Source organism: Acidobacteriota bacterium (assembly GCA_016196035.1).
GTDB lineage: Bacteria > Acidobacteriota > Blastocatellia > RBC074 > RBC074 > JACPYM01.
Genome location: JACPYM010000102.1, coordinates 1 through 17,210 on the forward strand (window position 1 = coordinate 1; position 17,210 = coordinate 17,210).

19 protein-coding genes and 1 tRNA gene are annotated in these 17,210 nt (G+C 59.0%); 16 read left to right on the forward strand and 4 right to left on the reverse strand.

Going from position 1 to position 17,210, the window contains the following annotated elements:
• Window positions 1-280: 280 nt before the first annotated feature.
• The 9 genes from HY011_29085 (at window position 281) to HY011_29125 (ending at window position 7,431) form a co-directional block, all read left to right on the forward strand.
• A complete protein-coding gene (locus HY011_29085; GenBank protein ID MBI3427003.1) occupies window positions 281-826 on the forward strand; it encodes a hypothetical protein in 546 nt (181 codons plus the stop codon).
• Window positions 827-1,033: 207 nt separating this feature from the next.
• Window positions 1,034-1,693, forward strand: coding sequence for a (2Fe-2S)-binding protein (locus HY011_29090; GenBank protein MBI3427004.1), 660 nt, complete (start codon window positions 1,034-1,036; stop codon window positions 1,691-1,693).
• Window positions 1,686-3,848, forward strand: a complete 2,163-nt coding sequence (locus HY011_29095) for a xanthine dehydrogenase family protein molybdopterin-binding subunit (protein ID MBI3427005.1) — start codon at window positions 1,686-1,688, stop codon at window positions 3,846-3,848. The genes HY011_29090 and HY011_29095 overlap by 8 nt, the downstream gene beginning before the upstream one ends.
• Entirely contained in the window at window positions 3,848-4,831 is a 984-nt protein-coding gene (locus tag HY011_29100; GenBank protein MBI3427006.1) for an FAD binding domain-containing protein, read from the forward strand. The genes HY011_29095 and HY011_29100 overlap by 1 nt, the downstream gene beginning before the upstream one ends.
• Before the next feature lie 76 nt (window positions 4,832-4,907).
• On the forward strand, window positions 4,908-5,144 hold the full coding sequence (locus HY011_29105; protein ID MBI3427007.1) for a hypothetical protein: 237 nt from the start codon (window positions 4,908-4,910) through the stop codon (window positions 5,142-5,144).
• A gap of 127 nt (window positions 5,145-5,271) precedes the next feature.
• Window positions 5,272-5,943, forward strand: coding sequence for a DUF1326 domain-containing protein (locus HY011_29110; GenBank protein ID MBI3427008.1), 672 nt, complete (start codon window positions 5,272-5,274; stop codon window positions 5,941-5,943).
• Window positions 5,944-6,049: 106 nt separating this feature from the next.
• Window positions 6,050-6,712, forward strand: coding sequence for a hypothetical protein (locus tag HY011_29115; protein ID MBI3427009.1), 663 nt, complete (start codon window positions 6,050-6,052; stop codon window positions 6,710-6,712).
• 14 nt (window positions 6,713-6,726) lie between these two features.
• Window positions 6,727-7,041, forward strand: a complete 315-nt coding sequence (locus tag HY011_29120; GenBank protein ID MBI3427010.1) for a hypothetical protein — start codon at window positions 6,727-6,729, stop codon at window positions 7,039-7,041.
• A 99-nt stretch (window positions 7,042-7,140) separates the two neighbouring features.
• Window positions 7,141-7,431, forward strand: coding sequence for a hypothetical protein (locus tag HY011_29125; protein MBI3427011.1), 291 nt, complete (start codon window positions 7,141-7,143; stop codon window positions 7,429-7,431).
• Window positions 7,432-7,702: 271 nt separating this feature from the next.
• On the opposite strand, the gene HY011_29130 is transcribed toward HY011_29125, so the two are convergent.
• From HY011_29130 to HY011_29145, 4 genes are all read right to left on the reverse strand, one after another.
• Window positions 7,703-9,031: an MFS transporter gene (locus tag HY011_29130; GenBank protein ID MBI3427012.1), complete on the reverse strand. Its 1,329-nt coding sequence runs from the start codon at window positions 9,029-9,031 to the stop codon at window positions 7,703-7,705.
• A gap of 146 nt (window positions 9,032-9,177) precedes the next feature.
• Window positions 9,178-9,630 carry a hypothetical protein gene (locus HY011_29135; GenBank protein ID MBI3427013.1) on the reverse strand — a complete coding sequence of 151 codons (453 nt, stop codon included), beginning with the start codon at window positions 9,628-9,630 and terminating at the stop codon, window positions 9,178-9,180.
• 409 nt (window positions 9,631-10,039) lie between these two features.
• Window positions 10,040-10,243, reverse strand: a complete 204-nt coding sequence (locus HY011_29140) for a hypothetical protein (GenBank protein MBI3427014.1) — start codon at window positions 10,241-10,243, stop codon at window positions 10,040-10,042.
• A 170-nt stretch (window positions 10,244-10,413) separates the two neighbouring features.
• On the reverse strand, window positions 10,414-11,529 hold the full coding sequence (locus HY011_29145; protein ID MBI3427015.1) for an aldo/keto reductase: 1,116 nt from the start codon (window positions 11,527-11,529) through the stop codon (window positions 10,414-10,416).
• Window positions 11,530-11,620: 91 nt separating this feature from the next.
• Between HY011_29145 and HY011_29150 the strand changes: the two genes are divergently transcribed.
• The 7 genes from HY011_29150 to HY011_29180 all read left to right on the forward strand — a co-directional run bounded on the left by HY011_29150 (window position 11,621) and on the right by HY011_29180 (window position 17,206).
• On the forward strand, window positions 11,621-12,439 hold the full coding sequence (locus HY011_29150) for a 3'(2'),5'-bisphosphate nucleotidase CysQ (protein MBI3427016.1): 819 nt from the start codon (window positions 11,621-11,623) through the stop codon (window positions 12,437-12,439).
• A gap of 17 nt (window positions 12,440-12,456) precedes the next feature.
• Window positions 12,457-13,851 (forward strand): L-seryl-tRNA(Sec) selenium transferase, encoded by a 1,395-nt coding sequence (locus tag HY011_29155; protein ID MBI3427017.1) that lies wholly within the window; start codon window positions 12,457-12,459, stop codon window positions 13,849-13,851.
• 183 nt (window positions 13,852-14,034) lie between these two features.
• Window positions 14,035-14,496 (forward strand): transcriptional repressor, encoded by a 462-nt coding sequence (locus tag HY011_29160; protein MBI3427018.1) that lies wholly within the window; start codon window positions 14,035-14,037, stop codon window positions 14,494-14,496.
• Window positions 14,497-14,666: 170 nt separating this feature from the next.
• Window positions 14,667-14,969, forward strand: coding sequence for a cytochrome c (locus HY011_29165; protein ID MBI3427019.1), 303 nt, complete (start codon window positions 14,667-14,669; stop codon window positions 14,967-14,969).
• A 189-nt stretch (window positions 14,970-15,158) separates the two neighbouring features.
• Entirely contained in the window at window positions 15,159-16,037 is an 879-nt protein-coding gene (gene deoC, locus HY011_29170; protein MBI3427020.1) for a deoxyribose-phosphate aldolase, read from the forward strand.
• Between the two features lie 173 nt (window positions 16,038-16,210).
• Window positions 16,211-16,282: transfer RNA gene (locus HY011_29175), tRNA-Val, on the forward strand.
• An 87-nt stretch (window positions 16,283-16,369) separates the two neighbouring features.
• Window positions 16,370-17,206, forward strand: a complete 837-nt coding sequence (locus HY011_29180; protein ID MBI3427021.1) for a maleylpyruvate isomerase N-terminal domain-containing protein — start codon at window positions 16,370-16,372, stop codon at window positions 17,204-17,206.
• The last annotated feature ends 4 nt before the right edge of the window (window positions 17,207-17,210 follow it).

Here is a 17,210-nt window from a genome sequence, read left to right on the forward strand (position 1 = left end):
GGCCCCTGCAGGGCCGTAGAACCTGCTGACGGCCTACCGTGGGCGTTGCCCACGGCTATTGAATGCTGCCCTTGCAGGGCAAAGACACAGAGCGTCAGACTTGTGTAGAAACGAATGCTGCCGAGGTTGCGTTGTGCCGCCAGTGGAGCCTTAGCCATAGCCGTGACACCGCGCAACCTCGGCAGGTTGCGCCACGCACACCGCAGCCGCCCGGCTTGCCTTTGTGCATAAGTTTGACGCACACCCCGCACCCAGGTCAGAGTTGAATTCGCTAAACCGATTGGCTAAATTGCCAGCCGTCAACGCACTCAACTTCGAGATCACCCCAATGAAGCTGCACCGCCGTCAATTCGTTAGCATTGCCCCCTGCGCGCTGGGCGCGGCAGCTTTTGGCACAGCAACTGGCACCAGCGCGCAAACCGCTGACGCCAACGCCGCGCGCGATGTCAAAGTGCGCGGGCGCATCGTCTGCCTGACCGAAGAGTTGCAACGCCAATACCAGGTGCAACCCGATTGCGAGACGCGCGGCCATGTTTATGCGCTCAAAACCGCTGACGGCAAATTATATCCAATCCTGCCGACTGACAGCGCCGCCGCCGTCTGGCTTGACCCGCGCTACCGCGAGCGCGAACTACAAATCACGGCGCGCCTCTTTCCCCAAACAGCTTACCTGGAAGTCATCCGCTATCAGTCCTGGCGCGACGGCAAGCTGTACGATCTGGATTATTACTGCGCGGTCTGCAACATCACCGAGCATAAACCGGGGCCATGCGTGTGCTGCCAGGACCCGGTTGAATTCCGCGAGTATCCAGCCACGGAGGGCTAGCGCTTGTCGCAGTCTTCCGCTCGTTGGTATACTGCGTCGCGTTCAAATCACTTTCGCTGTCTCAATACACTCGTAACCAAAATTCAAACGGCTTCGTCTGAGGCTTTCTCCCAACAGACTCTCTCTGGCGAAGTTCCCTCGACAAGTTTTGCCGTGCCCGGTTTGCGGGCGCGGCGCTGACCGAAAATTCCCTTACGGAGGTAGCCGATGAGCAAATCCGATGAGCGGCCCGACCAGCCCGGCAATGATCCGGCAGTGTCGCGTCGTAGCTTTCTAAAAGGCTCCGGCCTCGCGCTTTCCATCCCGCTACTCGCGGGCGAAACTGTCGAAGCCAAAGCCGCTGCCGAACCTGCCGTGCCGATTCTGGGGCCGAACAAGGTAGACATCACCTTGACGATCAATGGTAAGCCGGTCAAGGCCAGCGTCGAACCGCGCGTGACCTTGCTGGATTGCCTGCGCAACGACCTGGACACGACGGGCGCCAAGCGCGTCTGTGATCGCGGCACCTGCGGCGCATGCACGATGCAGATGGACGGCAAGCCGGTTTATTCCTGCACGGTGCTCGCCATCGAAGCGCAGGGTCACAAGATCACCACCGTCGAGAGCCTGGCCGTGGGCGACAAACTGCACCCGGTACAGCAGGCCTTCTGGGACAACGATGCGCAGCAATGCGGTTTCTGCACGCCCGGCTTTGTGATGGCGTGCAAATCGCTGCTCGACAAACATCCCACGCCGAACGACGAACAGATGCGGCTCGGGCTGGGCGGCAATCTCTGCCGTTGCGGCACGTACCAGGGCATCAAGGCCGCCGTGGCGCAGGCTTCGGCGGGCGTGAAAGCAATGAAAGGAGGCAAGCGCAATGGCTGAGTACAAATGGCCCGACGCCGAAAAACGCCAATACATCGGCAAGCGCATCTCGCGCATTGACGGCCCGGACAAAGTCAGTGGCCGGGCGAAATACAGCTACGACATCAACCGGCCCGGCATGCTCTTTGGCAAGATTCTGCGCTCGCCGCACGCGCACGCCAAGGTCGTCAGCATTGACACATCCGTCGCCGAAAAAATGCCGGGCGTGAAGACGGTCAAAGTCATCAACGGCCCTGGCTATGAACTGCAATGGGCCGGGCAGGAAATCGTGGCGCTTGCGGCTGAAACCGAATCACAAGCCGAAGACGCCGTGCGCGCGATCAAGGTGCAGTACGAAAAACTGCCGCATTTCGTCAACGAAGCGGATCGGTCGAAAGCGCCCGAAAGCTATCTGCGCAAACCGAACGAGAACGCCACCGGCGATGTCAGCAAGGGTTTTGCCGAAGCGGATGTCACGGTCGAAGGCTTTTATGGCAACGACGTCATCACGCATTGCTGTCTGGAAGCGCACGGCTTGGTGACCGAATGGGCCGATGACAAGAACGTCCTGATTCACCCTTCGACGCAATCGGTTTCGCCCATTGGCCCGGAACTGGCTCGCGCGTTGGAAATGCCGGCCAGCAGCGTCCGCGTCAAGATGGATCACATCGGCGGCGGCTTTGGTAGCAAGTTCCCGATTGACATCTGGGGCATCGAGATGACCAAGGCTTCCAAACAAGCGGGCGGCAAGCCGATCAAGTACTTCCTCGACCGCGATGCCGAATTGGCCGTGGCGGGCACGCGCCCGTCGCTTTACGCCAAGGTCAAAGTCGCGGCCAAGAAAGACGGCACGATCACCGCGTGGGAAAGCGACGCCTGGGGCAGCGGCGGCATGGGCAACATCAACGGGCCGTTGCCGTATGTGTTCAGCCGTATTCCGAACACGAAGACCAAGCATCAAACCGTCGCGACCAACGTCGGCCCGCAACGCGCCTGGCGCGCACCCAATCATCCGCAATTAGCCCTCGTCACCATGAGCGCAATGGAAGATTTGGCCGCCAAGCTCAACATGGACCCGCTCGACTTCTTCCTGAAAAATATCGAACTGACCGGCGCGCGGGCGGTCACTTACAAAGACGAATTGATGAAGGCCGCCGAGATGATTGATTGGAAGAAGACCTGGCGTCCGCGCGGCGAAGGCGGTTTGGGCAGCACCAAGACGGTCAAACGCGGCTTGGGGCTTTCGATTCACACCTGGCAGGGCGGCCCGCACAACAGCGATTGCGACATCATCATCAATCCTGACGGCACGGCTGAAATCCGCATCGGCACGCAAGACCTGGGCGTCGGCGTGCGCACCGTGCTCAACATCGTCGTGGCGGAAACCTTCGGCATCCCGCTGGATTGGGTCAAGGTCAGCATCGGCGACAATCGCTATCCGGTTTCGGGCGGTTCTGGCGGTTCGACCACCACGGGCGGCATCAGTTCGTCGTCGCGGCGCGGTTCGGTGGATGCGCTGAATCTGTTGTTTGAAAAAGTCGCGCCTACGCTGGGCACGGCGGCGGACAAGCTGGAAGCCGTCGGCGGCAAGATTCAAGTCATCGGCGACCCCACCAAGAGCATGCCCTGGAAACAGGCTTGCGCGAAAATCGGCGTGCAACCGTTGGTCGCGCGTGGCAAACATCCCGGTCAGGGCACGCTGGCTTCGGCGGGCGTGGGCGGCTGCCAAATGGCGGACGTTTCGGTGGACATCGAAACCGGCATCGTCAAGATGAACAAATTCGTCGCGGTGCAGGATTGCGGCCTGGTCATGGATCTGAAGACGGCGGAAAGCCAAGTCTTTGGCGCGATGATCATGGGCGTGACCTATGCGCTTTACGAAGAGAAAATCATGGACGATCACTCCGGGCGCATGCTCAACGGCAACATGGAGTTTTATAAACTCGCTGGTCTGCGCGACATCGGCGAATTCAAAGTCCACATGATGACCGGCCCCGGCTATGACGAACGCGGCCCCATCGGACTGGGCGAACCGCCGACCAATTCGCCCGGCGCGGCGATCTCCAACGCTGTCGCCAACGCCATCGGCGTGCGCGTGCCAACCATTCCACTAACGCCCGACCGCGTCCTAGCAGCTTTATCCCAAGCTGGGGCGAAAAAAGAAGGGAGGGGCTAATGCATAACTTTGAATACGCCAGCCCGACCACCAAAGAACAAGCCGTCGCGGCGCTCGGCGCGGCGTGGGGCGAAACGGAAGCATTGGCCGGCGGCACTGACCTGCTGGCCCTGCTCAAAGATTACGTCGTCACGCCCAAGCGCGTCGTCAACCTGAAAGGCATCAAGGAACTCGGCGGCATCACTTACACCGCCGCCAAGGGCCTGCGCCTGGGCGCGCTCGTCACGCTCGAAGAAGTGCTCGACAACGCGGCGGTCAAACGCAGCTACCCGGCCATCTGGCAAGCCGTCGCCGGCATCACCAGCCCGCAGATTCGCAACATGGGCACGGTGGGCGGTGATCTGTGCCAGCGCCCGCGTTGCTGGTTTTACCGCTCAGGCTTCGGCTTGCTGCCGCGCACTGAGGACGGCCAGCCGATGGTGGCGACGGGCGACAACCGCTATCACGCGATTCTGGGCAACAGCGGCGAGGCAAAATTCGTCAACCCGTCATCGCTCGCTCCGGCGCTGGTCGCACTGGGCGCGAAGATCAAAATCTTCGGCCCCGGCGGCGCGCGCGAAGTGGACGCTGACAAATTCTTCGTCACGCCCAAATCGTCCAGCGAACGCGAGTACGCGCTGCAACCGAACGAGATCGTCACCGACATTCTCGTCCCGGCCAGCGTCAGCGGGATGAAGAGCGCGACTTACGAGGTGCGCCAGAAAGAGGCGCTGGATTGGCCGCTCGCGGCTGCCGCAGTCGCCTTGACACTGGACGCCGCCAAGAAGGTCAAGGCCGCGCGCATCACGCTCGGCCACGTCGCGCCGGTGCCCTGGGCTGCGGAGGAAGCCGCCAAATCGCTGCTGGGCAAAACCATCAGCGAAGACGCCGCCGCCGCCGCCGGCAAACTCGCCGTCGCCAACGCGCAGGCGCTCTCGCGCAATGCCTACAAAATCCAGCTCGCCAGCGTCGCGGTCAAACGCGCGTTGTTGCAAGCGGTTTAGGGAATAGGGACGAGGGACTAGAGACTAGAAAATACTAGCCCCTAGTCCCTAACTTCTAGCCCCTGAGGAGAAAACGATGCCAGAACTCGACAACTTAAATCCGAATCGCCCGAACCTGTGCTCGTCGCTGCGCTGGAAGGGGCTGTTTTACACCGCGACCGAAAAAGACCCGGACGTGCAGCCCTCGAATAGTGGCTATTTCTGGTGCCTGCATTCGCAAACCTGCCTGGGGCCGGATGGCGGCTTGGCCGAACCGGGCGAATGCGACAAACCCACACGCGGCTGCCATAAAGGCGAAGTGCCACTCGCTTGACGCAGGACACACCCCGGCGCGAACATAGCGCATCGCAGGCCGCGCTTTTCTCCCTTCAAACATTGGACGGCGAAAAGCGCGGCTGTCATTAACGCCGCTTGTTTTTCAGTTGTAAGGAGAACCGCAAATGAAGAAGCTTTCGTTATTGGTTGCAGCTAGCGTGTTGAGCCTGTGCGCCACGGCAGCACGCGCCCAGCAAATCACGGGCGAATATGTCGAAACCCGCAACATGGATGTCTATTCGGGCCAATGCTTCGCCAATTCAGAATCGGGGTTGGTGGGCGATCAAGCGATCATGGCTTGGCGCGTCTCGAAGGGCGAATGGAACGGCGTCAAATTGGACGGCCTGAGCATCGTCGGCATCACGCGCGGCGCTGAAACGCTCGGCTATCAATTCACCAATCCCTATCCGGCCAAGGCCGTGCTGATTGTGGATGAAAAAGCCAACGCCGAACAACGCGAGGCTCTGACCGCCTTTGCCCACACGATGGGTGGCAGATTGTTTGAGACGGTCACGCGCACCGAAACCGCGCCCATCTCATTGCAGATGGAATTCGAAGGCGAACACCCGACCTACGCGCGCGTCAAGGCGGGCAACCTCGCCGCCATCAGCACGCGCCCCATCACCGACAAAGACAAAATCTGCGGCCACGAAGAAACACTCTTCAAGCCGCTGACCCCGACCGCGCACGTCATGCCCGCCGTTGCCACGCAGGACGAATTCGGCGGCACGGGCCTCGGCGTCACCTGGTCGCTGAGCGGCAGACGCAGCGCTTACATCGGGCACTTTGTGAAGTGAGACCTCAGACCTCAGACTTCAGACCTCAGACCTATGACCTATGACTCGATCCCATAGGTCTGAAGTCTGAAGTCATAGGTCTGAGGTCTGAAGTCTGAGGTCTGAAATGATTCGACAGTTCTGTTTTGCATTGCTGCTCTTTGCGTTCGCGCCGTTGGCTCTGGCGAAAGGCGGCAACGAGTTCAAACTCGAACCCATCGGCGCACTTACCGAAACCAAAATCGCCGAAGCCGTGCGCTCGACGCTCAATGACAAAGGCTGGCGCATCAGCGGCAAAGACGGCAAGGTGGTTTGCGAACTCTGGTTCCGCAAAGAGATTCCCAGCCACGAAGGCGGCGTTGACGGCGCCAACTTCGGCAAGATCAACGAAGGCGCGCTTGTCGGCGTCATCAACTTCCCCAACAAAACGCATGACTTCCGCGATCAGGGCGTCAAGGCGGGCTGGTACACGCTGCGCTACGGCTTGAGCATGCAGGACGGCGCACATCTGGGCGTCTCGCCCTCGCGCGATTTCTTCCTGCTCTGCCCGCCGGACACTGACACCGACATCAAAGACATCCCCGGCCCCGAACTCATCAAACTGAGCCGTGCCGCCATCGGCACCGGCCACCCGGCCCCACTCGCCCTGAATTTCCCGACGCTGAATGAGAAAGATATGCCGAAGGTTGTCACCAATGAATCGGAGCACATCATTCTGGAAATCAAGTTGAAGCTGAAGACAGGCGAGTTGGCGATTGGTTTTATTGTGGTGGGCAAAACGTCTGAATAACGTGATTGGACGTTATGAACGCAGTGCAACATCAGTTCAGTATTGTGGTCAGTGAGCAAAGGTGTATCGCAACAGCTTGGCGCAATGACCGTGTCTGGGGGCATGCAATTGATATTGAGATTGCTGACAAGGCTGGACGCTTACTAAATCGTGTTGTCTTTGCCTGTCACCCGGAATTCGGCGAGTTTGACTTATTCCAAGCAAAAACAACCACACAGCTAATCGGTATTGCACGTGAGATGCTCGAATCGGGCCGTTATGAGGAGGAGCTTTTGAAAGCTAGCGCAAATCACTTAGAGCTGCTGATAAGGTTAAACAACTCCGACTAACGAGTGAATGATCCACTTATAGCTAACAACCCACCGCCTATGAAAATCCACTTCTGGCAAAAAAGCACCTGAACCACCTGCCGCAACGCGCGGAGTTTCCTGCGCGAGAACTTCCAGCAAGAAGACCTGGTCGAACGCGATTACGCCAAACAGCCGCTGACCGCCGCCGAGGTCGAAGCGATCTTTGGCGACGACGAGCTTGCGCCGTTTCTGAATACGCGCCACGCCGTTTACAAAGAGCGCAACTTCGCTGCCAAGCTGCCGCCGCGTGCTGAACTGATCCAACTCATCAGCGCCGAGCCGAACCTGTTGCGCCGCCCCATCGTGCGTCAGGGAAAGCGCGTCATCATCGGCTTCAACCAAACGGAATTGAAAAAACTGAGCGGCTGAGTGCGTCACCGCTTGTCCAAACGCCGAGGACGCCCAGCGCGCCAAGTCAGAATCACTTGGCGCGCTGGGCGTCTTCGCTTTCCGATTAGCTCGGCGCTTGGATCAGTTTGTAATTGAATGTACGGGCGGCACGGTGGGGGCAGTACCGCGCGCGTGAGCAAGCGGGGCGTCAACGCTGGCGGCTTATGGCATAGCCAGAGTCTCCGCTTACTGACGCGCGCGGTACTGACCGGGCGCGCGCCTTTCCCCGTACACCGCTCTGCAATCCAATCTAAGCCTCGCTGTAACTTTCGCGCACCGCACACGACGGCACGCTGAACTGTTTCAGCCACATCGCCAGCAGCCAAACCAGTCCCGGACTCGCGGACAACAACCCTGACACCATCATCATCTGGCGCGGCGTGAAGTAACGCAGCAACAGCCCGCCCGCCAGCATCGAGAGCGTCATCGTCGTCAGTTCCAGCGCCCGGTCGGTGGTGAAGACGCGCCCGCGATACTCTTCGGCGACCACACGCATCACCAGCGTTTCCTGCACGCCGAATTCCGCGCCCAGAATCGTGCGGCTCGCCATCACCGCCAGCGCCATTGTCCACAACGATGGCATCAGCCCAGCACTGGCCCACAAGATGCCGTGCGCCAGCAAGGCCCAGCCGATCAACAGGCCCGCGCGTTTCTCTTCGGCAGCCCAGGCCCCGGCGCGCCGCGCCAGCATCATCCCAATGAACAAGCCCGCGCCCGCCGCCGTCCAAAGAACCGCCAAGCCCGTATCACCGCGATCCCCGACACCGTGCGCAAACTCGTGTCCGGCCATGCGATCAAACAGCAGGTTATTCATCCCGCCGCCCGTCGCCCAACCGACATTCACCAGGATGATGCCGCGCACAAAGGGCATGGCCCAGATGTAGCCGAAACCTTCGCGCACATCGCGCCAGAACTTGTTTGCGGCTTTCTCCGGCAAAGCGGCTTCACCCTGCGGCGTTTCTGCCTGTCCTATTTCTATTTGTTGTGGCTCCAACGCCGCGCCCGGAATCTGCCAGATGAAATAGGCCGAGGCCACGAACGACAGCGCATTGATGACGAACGCGACGTTGTAGCCGAACTTGGCCGCCGTCAATCCGCCCAGCGCCGCGCCCAGCGTGAGTTGCAAAAACCGCGTGCCGAACATCAGCACGTTGGCCGTCAACATCTCTTGCCGCGTAGTCACGTTGGCAATCGTGGCGTTCTTGGCCGCCTCGAAAAACGTACCTGTCGAAGTCATCAGCGCCGTAATCAGCACGACCGTCCAGGCCGGTGCGCCCACGTTCGTCGTCAGATAGCCCAACGCCAGCACGGCGCGCAGCAAATCCGCCGCGATCAAAATCCGCTTGCGGTTGCCGCGATCCACCGCCACACCGGCTAGCGGCGAGACCAGTAAAAACGGCAGCGTCCGCGCCACCAGCAAGGCCGCCGTCATCATCGTCGAACCGGAAAGCAGGCGCATCAAGCCCAATTCGGCAATCGCGGAAAACCACGTGCCCAATTCGCTAATGACCTGCCCAGTCCACAACCGGCGAAAGTTTTTGTTGTTGCGCAATAGCTCGCTGTATGTCGCGGAATTCATTTCCCTCTCCTGCTTGATTCCCCTGGGTACGCACGCATCCTTGCGTGCAGTCGTGGCGGCAGACCGAAGAATGCCGGAGGGTGCCTTTCAGCATTTGTCCGTCTTATGCCACGCGGCACGCTCGCGAAGCGTGCGTACCCAGGTTTTTATGGTAAAGCTTTCAAATCCGGTTCCAACCAATGCTGACGCGCCTCCCACGAAAGCAGGCGGTCACGGCTGTAATACGCAAACGGCAACTGGCGGTCATAACGGCGCAACATTTCGTTGAGCAGCACGACCAGATGGCCTTCGAGCGTGGCGGTCGTCAGGTAATGCCGCACCAGGCGAATCCAAAAGAGTGTGATGGTTTCATGGTAGCCACCATCTTTCGTCTGTTTGATTCCTTGCGCTTCGTTGTATCGCTGAATGCCTGCGCGAATCTTGGCCGCCGCTTCCGGCAACGGGTAACAAACCAGATACCAGAACGCGATGGTCAGATGCGCGGCATGCGTCCATTGGGCGCGTGGTAAGGTACAACTCTCAAAAGCGGCGACGACCTTTTTGATTTCGTCAAAGCTTGTATAACCTTCCAATTTCGGCTTCACGGCAACTGCACTCATAAAATTTCTCCCGAAATTCACTAACAAGCGAGTTACAGGTACACCTCACCTTGGCACGATAGTTACTCACACGAATAACAGCACCGCGCTTGGCGTTATTTTTAAGTTATAAATGATTCCCGGTTGTGCCTAGCAACCGGCTTTCCCCCAGCGTGTTTCCGAATGTAGAAAAGACGGCGGCTGGACTCTCACCAGCTACTGGCGGGTACTGCTTGGAAGCCCGTGCCGCGGATGCTTTGGCTTCACCGTCTTTGTGATTAACGAGGCTGGCGTGGCAATAAACGCCAACCCGATTGCGCCGGTGAAGCCGCCCCAGGTACCGAGACTGCGTACCTAAAAGCGAAAACCCCGCCCGGCATCTTGGATACCGGGCGGGGTTTCTTTCAAAACCGTTTGGCAGCCTGTTCAGCTAACCAACTACTCGCTTCCGGTATCCGTAATCGGACTTATTATCAAAGTTAGCAAGGGTGCTGATGCGCTCGGTGTTCGGGTCAATACCTACTTCAACGAATGCTGGCCACCCTTTGGCAGACAGGCAAGGCACAACTTGACGGCGCGGCGAACCATTCGCCTCGCGCGCGGCCATCAAATTTTCTTGATAACGGAAGTTCATCTTAACTTGCCTCAAGTCCTCTAGCTTTTCCTTGCCCAGGAAAATTAGTTACGAGTTACATTTGAAATTGGTACTGCAAAAACGAAGCCGCAATTTACACGCTCAACTTCTATCCGTCAACTTAATTCTGCGTGAACAAGTAACGAAATGTTACTTGCCCGTGTTCCAATTCAATTCTTGCTGAATAACTTCAGGTACTCAGCCGTTGCCGCGGGCGGTATTTTTGCCAACGCCAGATTCTCCGCCACGTGTTCGACCTGGCTCATGCCGACCAAGGCCGTCGTGACACCCGGCGTCGAGCGCACAAATTGAAGCGCGCGTTGCGCATCGGTGCGCAGTCCGGGAAAAGCCTCGTTCACAATCGGCGGCAACCCGGACGCCAAACGTGATTGCAAGATCGAACCGCTGGTCATTACGGTAATCCCCAACTCAGCCGCCGCTTCCAGGAATGTTACCGGCTGACCGTTCAACATCTGGTTGGCGTGCGTAAAGGCTTCGGTCATGGCCAGGTTGATGGGCAGTTGCACGACTTTGAAATGATGCCGGTCGCCCGCCACCGCGCGCGCCGTTTGCACCACACGTTCGAGCGAAAGGTATTCGGTGCTGTTCAGCGGCACACGATAGCCGTTCCAGGTTGCCGTGCCATACATTGCCAGCTTGCCCGCCGCGACTGCTTCTTCCAGAAATTCAAACGCCGTCTGCAAGCGCGCATAGAAATCATCCGGGGCAACTTCAGCCAATTGCGACTCGGGGTTGTGCAGGTAGTAAACATCCACCGCTTCGAGTTGCAGGTTGCGCAGGCTTTGCTCCAACTGATGCGCCAGATACTTCGGCGTCATGCAATGTTGCCCCTGCACGAAATCTTCCCAAGCACAGATGCCTGTGTTGATAAACGTTTCTTCCAGGTAACGTCGAAAATCGCTCTGCGAACGCGGCGGCACGCCATCGAACGGGACGAAGCCGCCTTTGGTCGTCACCACCAGTTCTGCGCGCGCTGTTGCCCCTTCAGCGAACAAGCTAGTAAACGCCTCGCCCAAACAGCGCTCGCTGCGTTGAAAGCGGTAGTTGGACGCCGTATCAATCACGTTGCAACCCAACGCCACCGCACGTTTAACGGCAGACTGGTAAGCGGCGTCGGTGCGTTCATCGGGTTGGCCCAAATAAGTGCCAAGGCCAATGGAGGAAAGCCAGAGACCTTGCGCTTGGCGAAAGTGCGCGGCGGCGAGCTCGCCAGCAAAACGTTGACAATAATTGCGTGTGCCAGCGGGCGTGGCGTGTTTGGCCATCTATGCTCCAATCCCATTCGATTTGGTGAAATACGCGGTGGTTGTTAAAGTGCAGCTTAACACGCAACCAAAGAGGAAGCCCGAGGGAAGTATGGAGAAAGAATTAGAGATCGTCCGGCAAGTGGCCCGCGCGGCTGGCAAAATTTTGATGGACTTTTATGCCACCGAGACCGAGGTGCAATGGAAGGGATACGACGACCCTGTCACAGCGGCGGACAAAGCGGCCAACGAAATGATCGTGCGTGAATTGCAAAAGCACTTCCCCCATGACGCCATCCTGTCTGAAGAAGCACCCGATGACAAAATCCGGTTGCAACACGAGCGCGTTTGGATGGTGGACCCGATGGATGGCACCAAACAGTTCATCGAACGGCTGGATGAATTTGCCGTGATGATTGGCTTGGCGATCAAGGGCGAGCCGCAAGTCGGTGTGGTGTACAACCCAGCCGTTGACCGGATGTTTTACGCGGCGACTGGCCTGGGCGCATTTGTCGAAGAGAAATGGTCTACAAAACGCTTGCATGTCGCGCCACAAAGCGACACCAAGCAGATGACTGCCGCGATGAGCCGTTCGCATCACAGCCCCGTTGTTGATCGCATTCGTGCGATGTTGGGCATTAAAGGTGAGTTGCGTTCGGGCAGCGTTGGGCTGAAGTTCGGCTTGATCGCCGATGGTCAGGCACACGTATACATCCATCCAGGTTCGCGCACCAATCAATGGGACACCTGCGGGCCGGTTGCCATCTTGCGCGAAGCCGGCGGCACCGTCACCGACCGCAATGGCGCACCGCTCACTTTCAATACGCCGGAAGTGCGCAATATGACCGGCATCGTCGCCAGCAATGGCACACAGCACGAGCAGATTTTGGCTGTGATTGCGCAGGTGCTGGCACAAGACCAAAACACCTAAACGGCATCATTCAAGCTATGTCTCAAGAGTTGCTGCGCCAACTACCCGCGATTGACGTCTTGCTCAACCACGCGGGGTTGCAAACCTTGATCGAAGCGGCGGGCCGCGACACCGTGCGCGACCGTTTGCGCGAAGTCTTGCAGGAATTGCGGCAGGAGTTATTGCAAGACAACGGCCACCCATCAATGCCTGCCGACCTCACGTTCGAAATCGAGCGCCGCGTGCAAACCCGCTTCGCCCAACGCCAGCAAACCCGCACACAGCGCGTCATCAATGCCACGGGCGTCGTGTTGCACACGAACCTGGGCCGTGCGCCGCTGAGCGCGCCCGCGCTTGCCGCCCTTCACGAAGCCGCGCGCGAGTATTGCAATTTGGAATACGACCTGGCGACCGGCCAGCGCGGCAAACGCGGCACGGGTTTGGAAGCGAGGCTGCGCGAACTGACTGGCTGCGCGGCGGCGGCAGTCGTCAACAACTGCGCGGCGGCGGTGCTGCTCACGCTCAACACTTTGGCCGAAGGCGGCGAGGTCATCGTCTCGCGCGGCGAATTGATTGAGATCGGCGGCTCCTTCCGCATCCCCGATGTGATCGCCAAATCGGGCGCGCGTCTGCGCGAAGTCGGCACCACCAATCGCACGCGGCTCAGCGATTACGAAAACGCCATCAACGAAAACACGCGCGTTATCCTGCGCGCGCATCCATCCAATTACCGCATCGTCGGCTTCACTGAAAAACCGGCGTTGGATGAATTGGCCGCACTGGCGCGCGCGCACAACCTGCCACTGTTTGAAGACCTGGGCAGCGGCTGTCTGGTTGATTTGAACGCCATCGGCATTCACGATGAACCGACTGTCAGTCAATCGCTGGCGGCGGGCGCTTCGGTTGTGGCCTTCAGCGGCGACAAACTGCTCGGTGGCCCGCAAGCCGGTCTCATTCTGGGCGAAGCCGAGCTGATCCAACGCATCAAACGCAACCCGCTGATGCGCGCCTTGCGTGTGGATAAACTGATTTTCGCCGCGCTCGAAGCCACTGTAGCGGCGTATGCTAAGGGTCGCGCGACAACTGAAATCCCTACGCTAGCCGCTTTGCATGCACCAAAAGATGTGCTCACCCAGCGTGCCCGCGCGTTCGTGCGACAGGCGCGCAAGTCATTGCCTAACCTCGAACTGCAATTGCTCGACGGCGACTCTGTCATCGGCGGCGGCTCTGCTCCGGAAATGCGCTTGCCGACGACGCTCATCAGCGTGACCAGTTCACAATGGCGGGCGGTTGAATTGGAGGAACGGTTGCGCAGCCGGCAGCCGCCCGTTATCGCCCGCATCGAAGATGATCAGCTGGTGCTGGATTTGCGCACGGTCAGTGCGGCGAGCGAACACGAGTTGTTGCAGGCGTTGACAGACATTGGCAATTGAGCGCGTGCCGCCTGCTGATTCAACCTGTCCCCTGCTTATTTTTGCAATGCTCCGACTGGATGCTAGAATCGGCTACCGATTCAAAAACAGCACAAAGCGGACGTCCCTACAGACGCAGCACTGGTCAAGGAGATGAATTGCTTGAAGCAAGCGAGCGAAGAAATTAATGACACAACAGAAGAGATGTCCGAAGAGAAAGCCATTTTCTTTGCGCATCTCAAAACGGCCGGATTCAAGCGCACGGGCCAACGCGAATTGATCCTGGAAGTCTTCCTGCGCACCGAAGGCCACATGAGCGCCGAAGACCTTTACGGTCTGGTCAAGGCTGAAGACCCCAGCGTCGGCTTCACGACGGTTTACCGCACCTTGAAATTGCTGGCCGAATGCCAATTGGCCCGCGAAGAGCGGCTGGGCGATGGCCGCCGCCGTTACGAACACCAATACAAACATCCCCATCACGACCATCTGATCTGCACCGAATGCGGCGAGTTGATCGAGTTTTACAGCGAAGTCATCGAAAAGAAACAGGACGAAATCGCCGCGCAATACGGCTTCCAACCCACGCGCCACAGCTTGCGCATCTTTGGCATTTGCGCGGCCTGCCAAGCTAAAAGCAACAAGTTGGCGGCGGCGGCGCGGCGTTAAGAGCACACATGGCTTTCACCACGAAGAGACGCAGAGCACAAAGAGTTTTCCAAAACATACTTCGTGCCCTGCGTCTCTTCGTGGTATCACTCGCCAGTTGCTGTCTCTTGGCTTGTGTCAAAAATCCACCGGCCTCTCAGTCTGAACCGGCTTCAGCATTCGCCCCGGAGTTGACCCAAAGCGTCGAACCTGTCCGGTCAGAAACCGTCAATCGCATCTTCACGCGCACGTGCAGCGCCTGCCACGGCCCAGATGGTCGCGGCATCGCGGCGGTCGCGCCCGATTTGCGCCGCGCCAAAGCGCGCAGCTTCGCCCAATGGCAACAATATCTCGGCAATACCGCCGGACATCCGGGCACGCAAATGCCGCCGCCGACGTGGTTGAATGTGGACGAGATTGACGTGATGGCGAATTATCTGTTCACTCTGACGCAGCCGAACGCGACATCTACGCCAGAATCAGGCACGCGCTAGCCCGCCGCAAAGCACTTGTGTTAGCCTGCCGCCCGCAATGAAACTCCAAGTTCAATCCAAGTTGCGCCGCGCCTGGCAAATCCTGCGCGCCGTCTTGCGCGGCTATTGCGCCGGGCAACCGCTCAATGAGGCGCGCCCGCGCAAGGTTTGTTGCTGAAAGCAAAACCCCAAGACCCAAGACCCAAGATGATGAATCCCGAACTCGAAAAACTGATCGAACAGATCACCGATCAAATTCTCGCGCGGCTGGGCGCGGGCGGCGAGCTGCATTCAGCCAATGGTCTGGAAAGCTGTAGCCCGCACCACATCGCTTGCGCCATCCAAGCAGGCGCGACGCGCATCGGCTTATCCGCCGGGCAGGCAAACGCGGGCAGCGGCGATGTCGCGCGCTTCATTGATCACACGCTGCTCAAACCCGAAGCCACGCGCGCCGAGATCGAAACGCTTTGCCAGGAAGCGCGCCAGAACAGCTTTGCCTCGGTCTGCGTCAATCCGTATTGGGTCAAAGAGTGCGCCTTTCTACTGCACGGTTCGCCGGTCAAGGTTTGCACCGTCGTCGGCTTCCCGCTGGGCGCCACGACGGCGGATGTGAAGGCGTATGAAACCCGCCGCGCCATCTTTGACGGCGCGACCGAAATTGACATGGTCATCAACATCGGCGCGCTCAGATCGGGCGATGACGAAACGGTCAAACGCGACATGCGCGCCGTCGTCGAGGCTGCGCACGAAGCCTGCGCCATCGTCAAAACGATTCTCGAAACGGCGCTGCTCACCGATGACGAAAAAGTGCGCGCCTGTGTGCTGGCGAAAGAAGCTGGGGCCGATTTCGTCAAGACTTCGACTGGCTTCAGCAAAGGCGGCGCGACGGTGGCCGACATCGAATTGATGCGCCGCGCGGTGGGCGCCAACATCGGTGTCAAAGCGGCGGGCGGCGTGCGCGATCTGGCTTCGGCTAAAGAGATGATCGCCGCCGGAGCCACGCGCATCGGGGCCAGCGCGGGCGTGAAAATCGTGCAGGAAGCCCAAGGCAAACAAGTCGCGACGGCGCAACCGGCGGGCAGTTATTGAAAACCTGGGTACGCACCGCTTCCAGCGTGCAGGACTGATTACAAGATGCAATGAAGATCGTTGTTACACCAACCGAGCCGCACGCTGTAAGCGATGCGTGCCCAGGTTGACGCTCGCGCAAATCGTTTGCTAGTATCGCCGCGCTTTCAACCAAGCACTTTTTGACAACCAACGGGCACTTAACTCAGTGGTAGAGTGCTGTCTTCACACGGCAGAAGTCACAGGTTCAAATCCTGTAGTGCCCATCAGCAAGAGCCTATTGCCAAAAGCCGTCAGCGAACCAGGTTGCTGACGGCTTTTATCTTTTCAGTACGAGCATGGTCATTACGAGCATGGCGGAACCCCTCAAACCAATTTTCACCGCGCGGCTTTACCCGCAACTCGAACAGTTGTTGCTTGAACTGCTGCGTTCGCTCAATGCCGACGAATGGGAGTTGCCCACGTTGGCCCCGGCCTGGCGCGTCAAGGATGTGGCCGCGCATCTATTAGACACTGCCTTGCGCCGCCTTTCATTAGCCCGCGATGGGTATGCGCCGGAAGCACCGCAGATCAGCTCGCAGGCAGACCTGGTGGCCTTTATCAACCGTTTGAATCAGGACGGCGTGACGCACTATCGGCGGCTCAGCCCGCGCGTGTTGATCTCTTTGCTGGAACTCGCCGCGCGCGAATGTGCCGCGCACTTTCAAGCGCTGGCGCCTTATGCCAAGGCGGCCTTTGCGGTCAGTTGGGCGGGCGAGCCGGAATCGGAAAACTGGTTCGACATTGCGCGCGAATACACCGAACGCTGGCACCATCAGCAACAAATCCGACTGGCGGTGAATAAGCCCGGCATTATGACGCGCACGCTTTACCATCCCGTGCTGGACACGTTTATGCGCGCGTTGCCCTTTCATTATCGCCAAATCGAACGGGCCACCGGCGCGTTGGCGCAATTCGATGTGACGGGCGATTGCGGCGGCACCTGGTATTTGTTCCACGAAGCGGAAGGCTGGCAACTCGCGGCTGAGCCGGCGCGCGAACGGCTGACGCACGTCAGCATCCCGCAGGAAATCGCCTGGCGCATCTTCACCAAAGGCATTGACCGGCAAGCCGCCAGCGCACAAATCAGCGTCAACGGCGACCGTGAACTGGGACTGCACGTACTGAGCATGTTGTCCATAATTGGATGAGGCA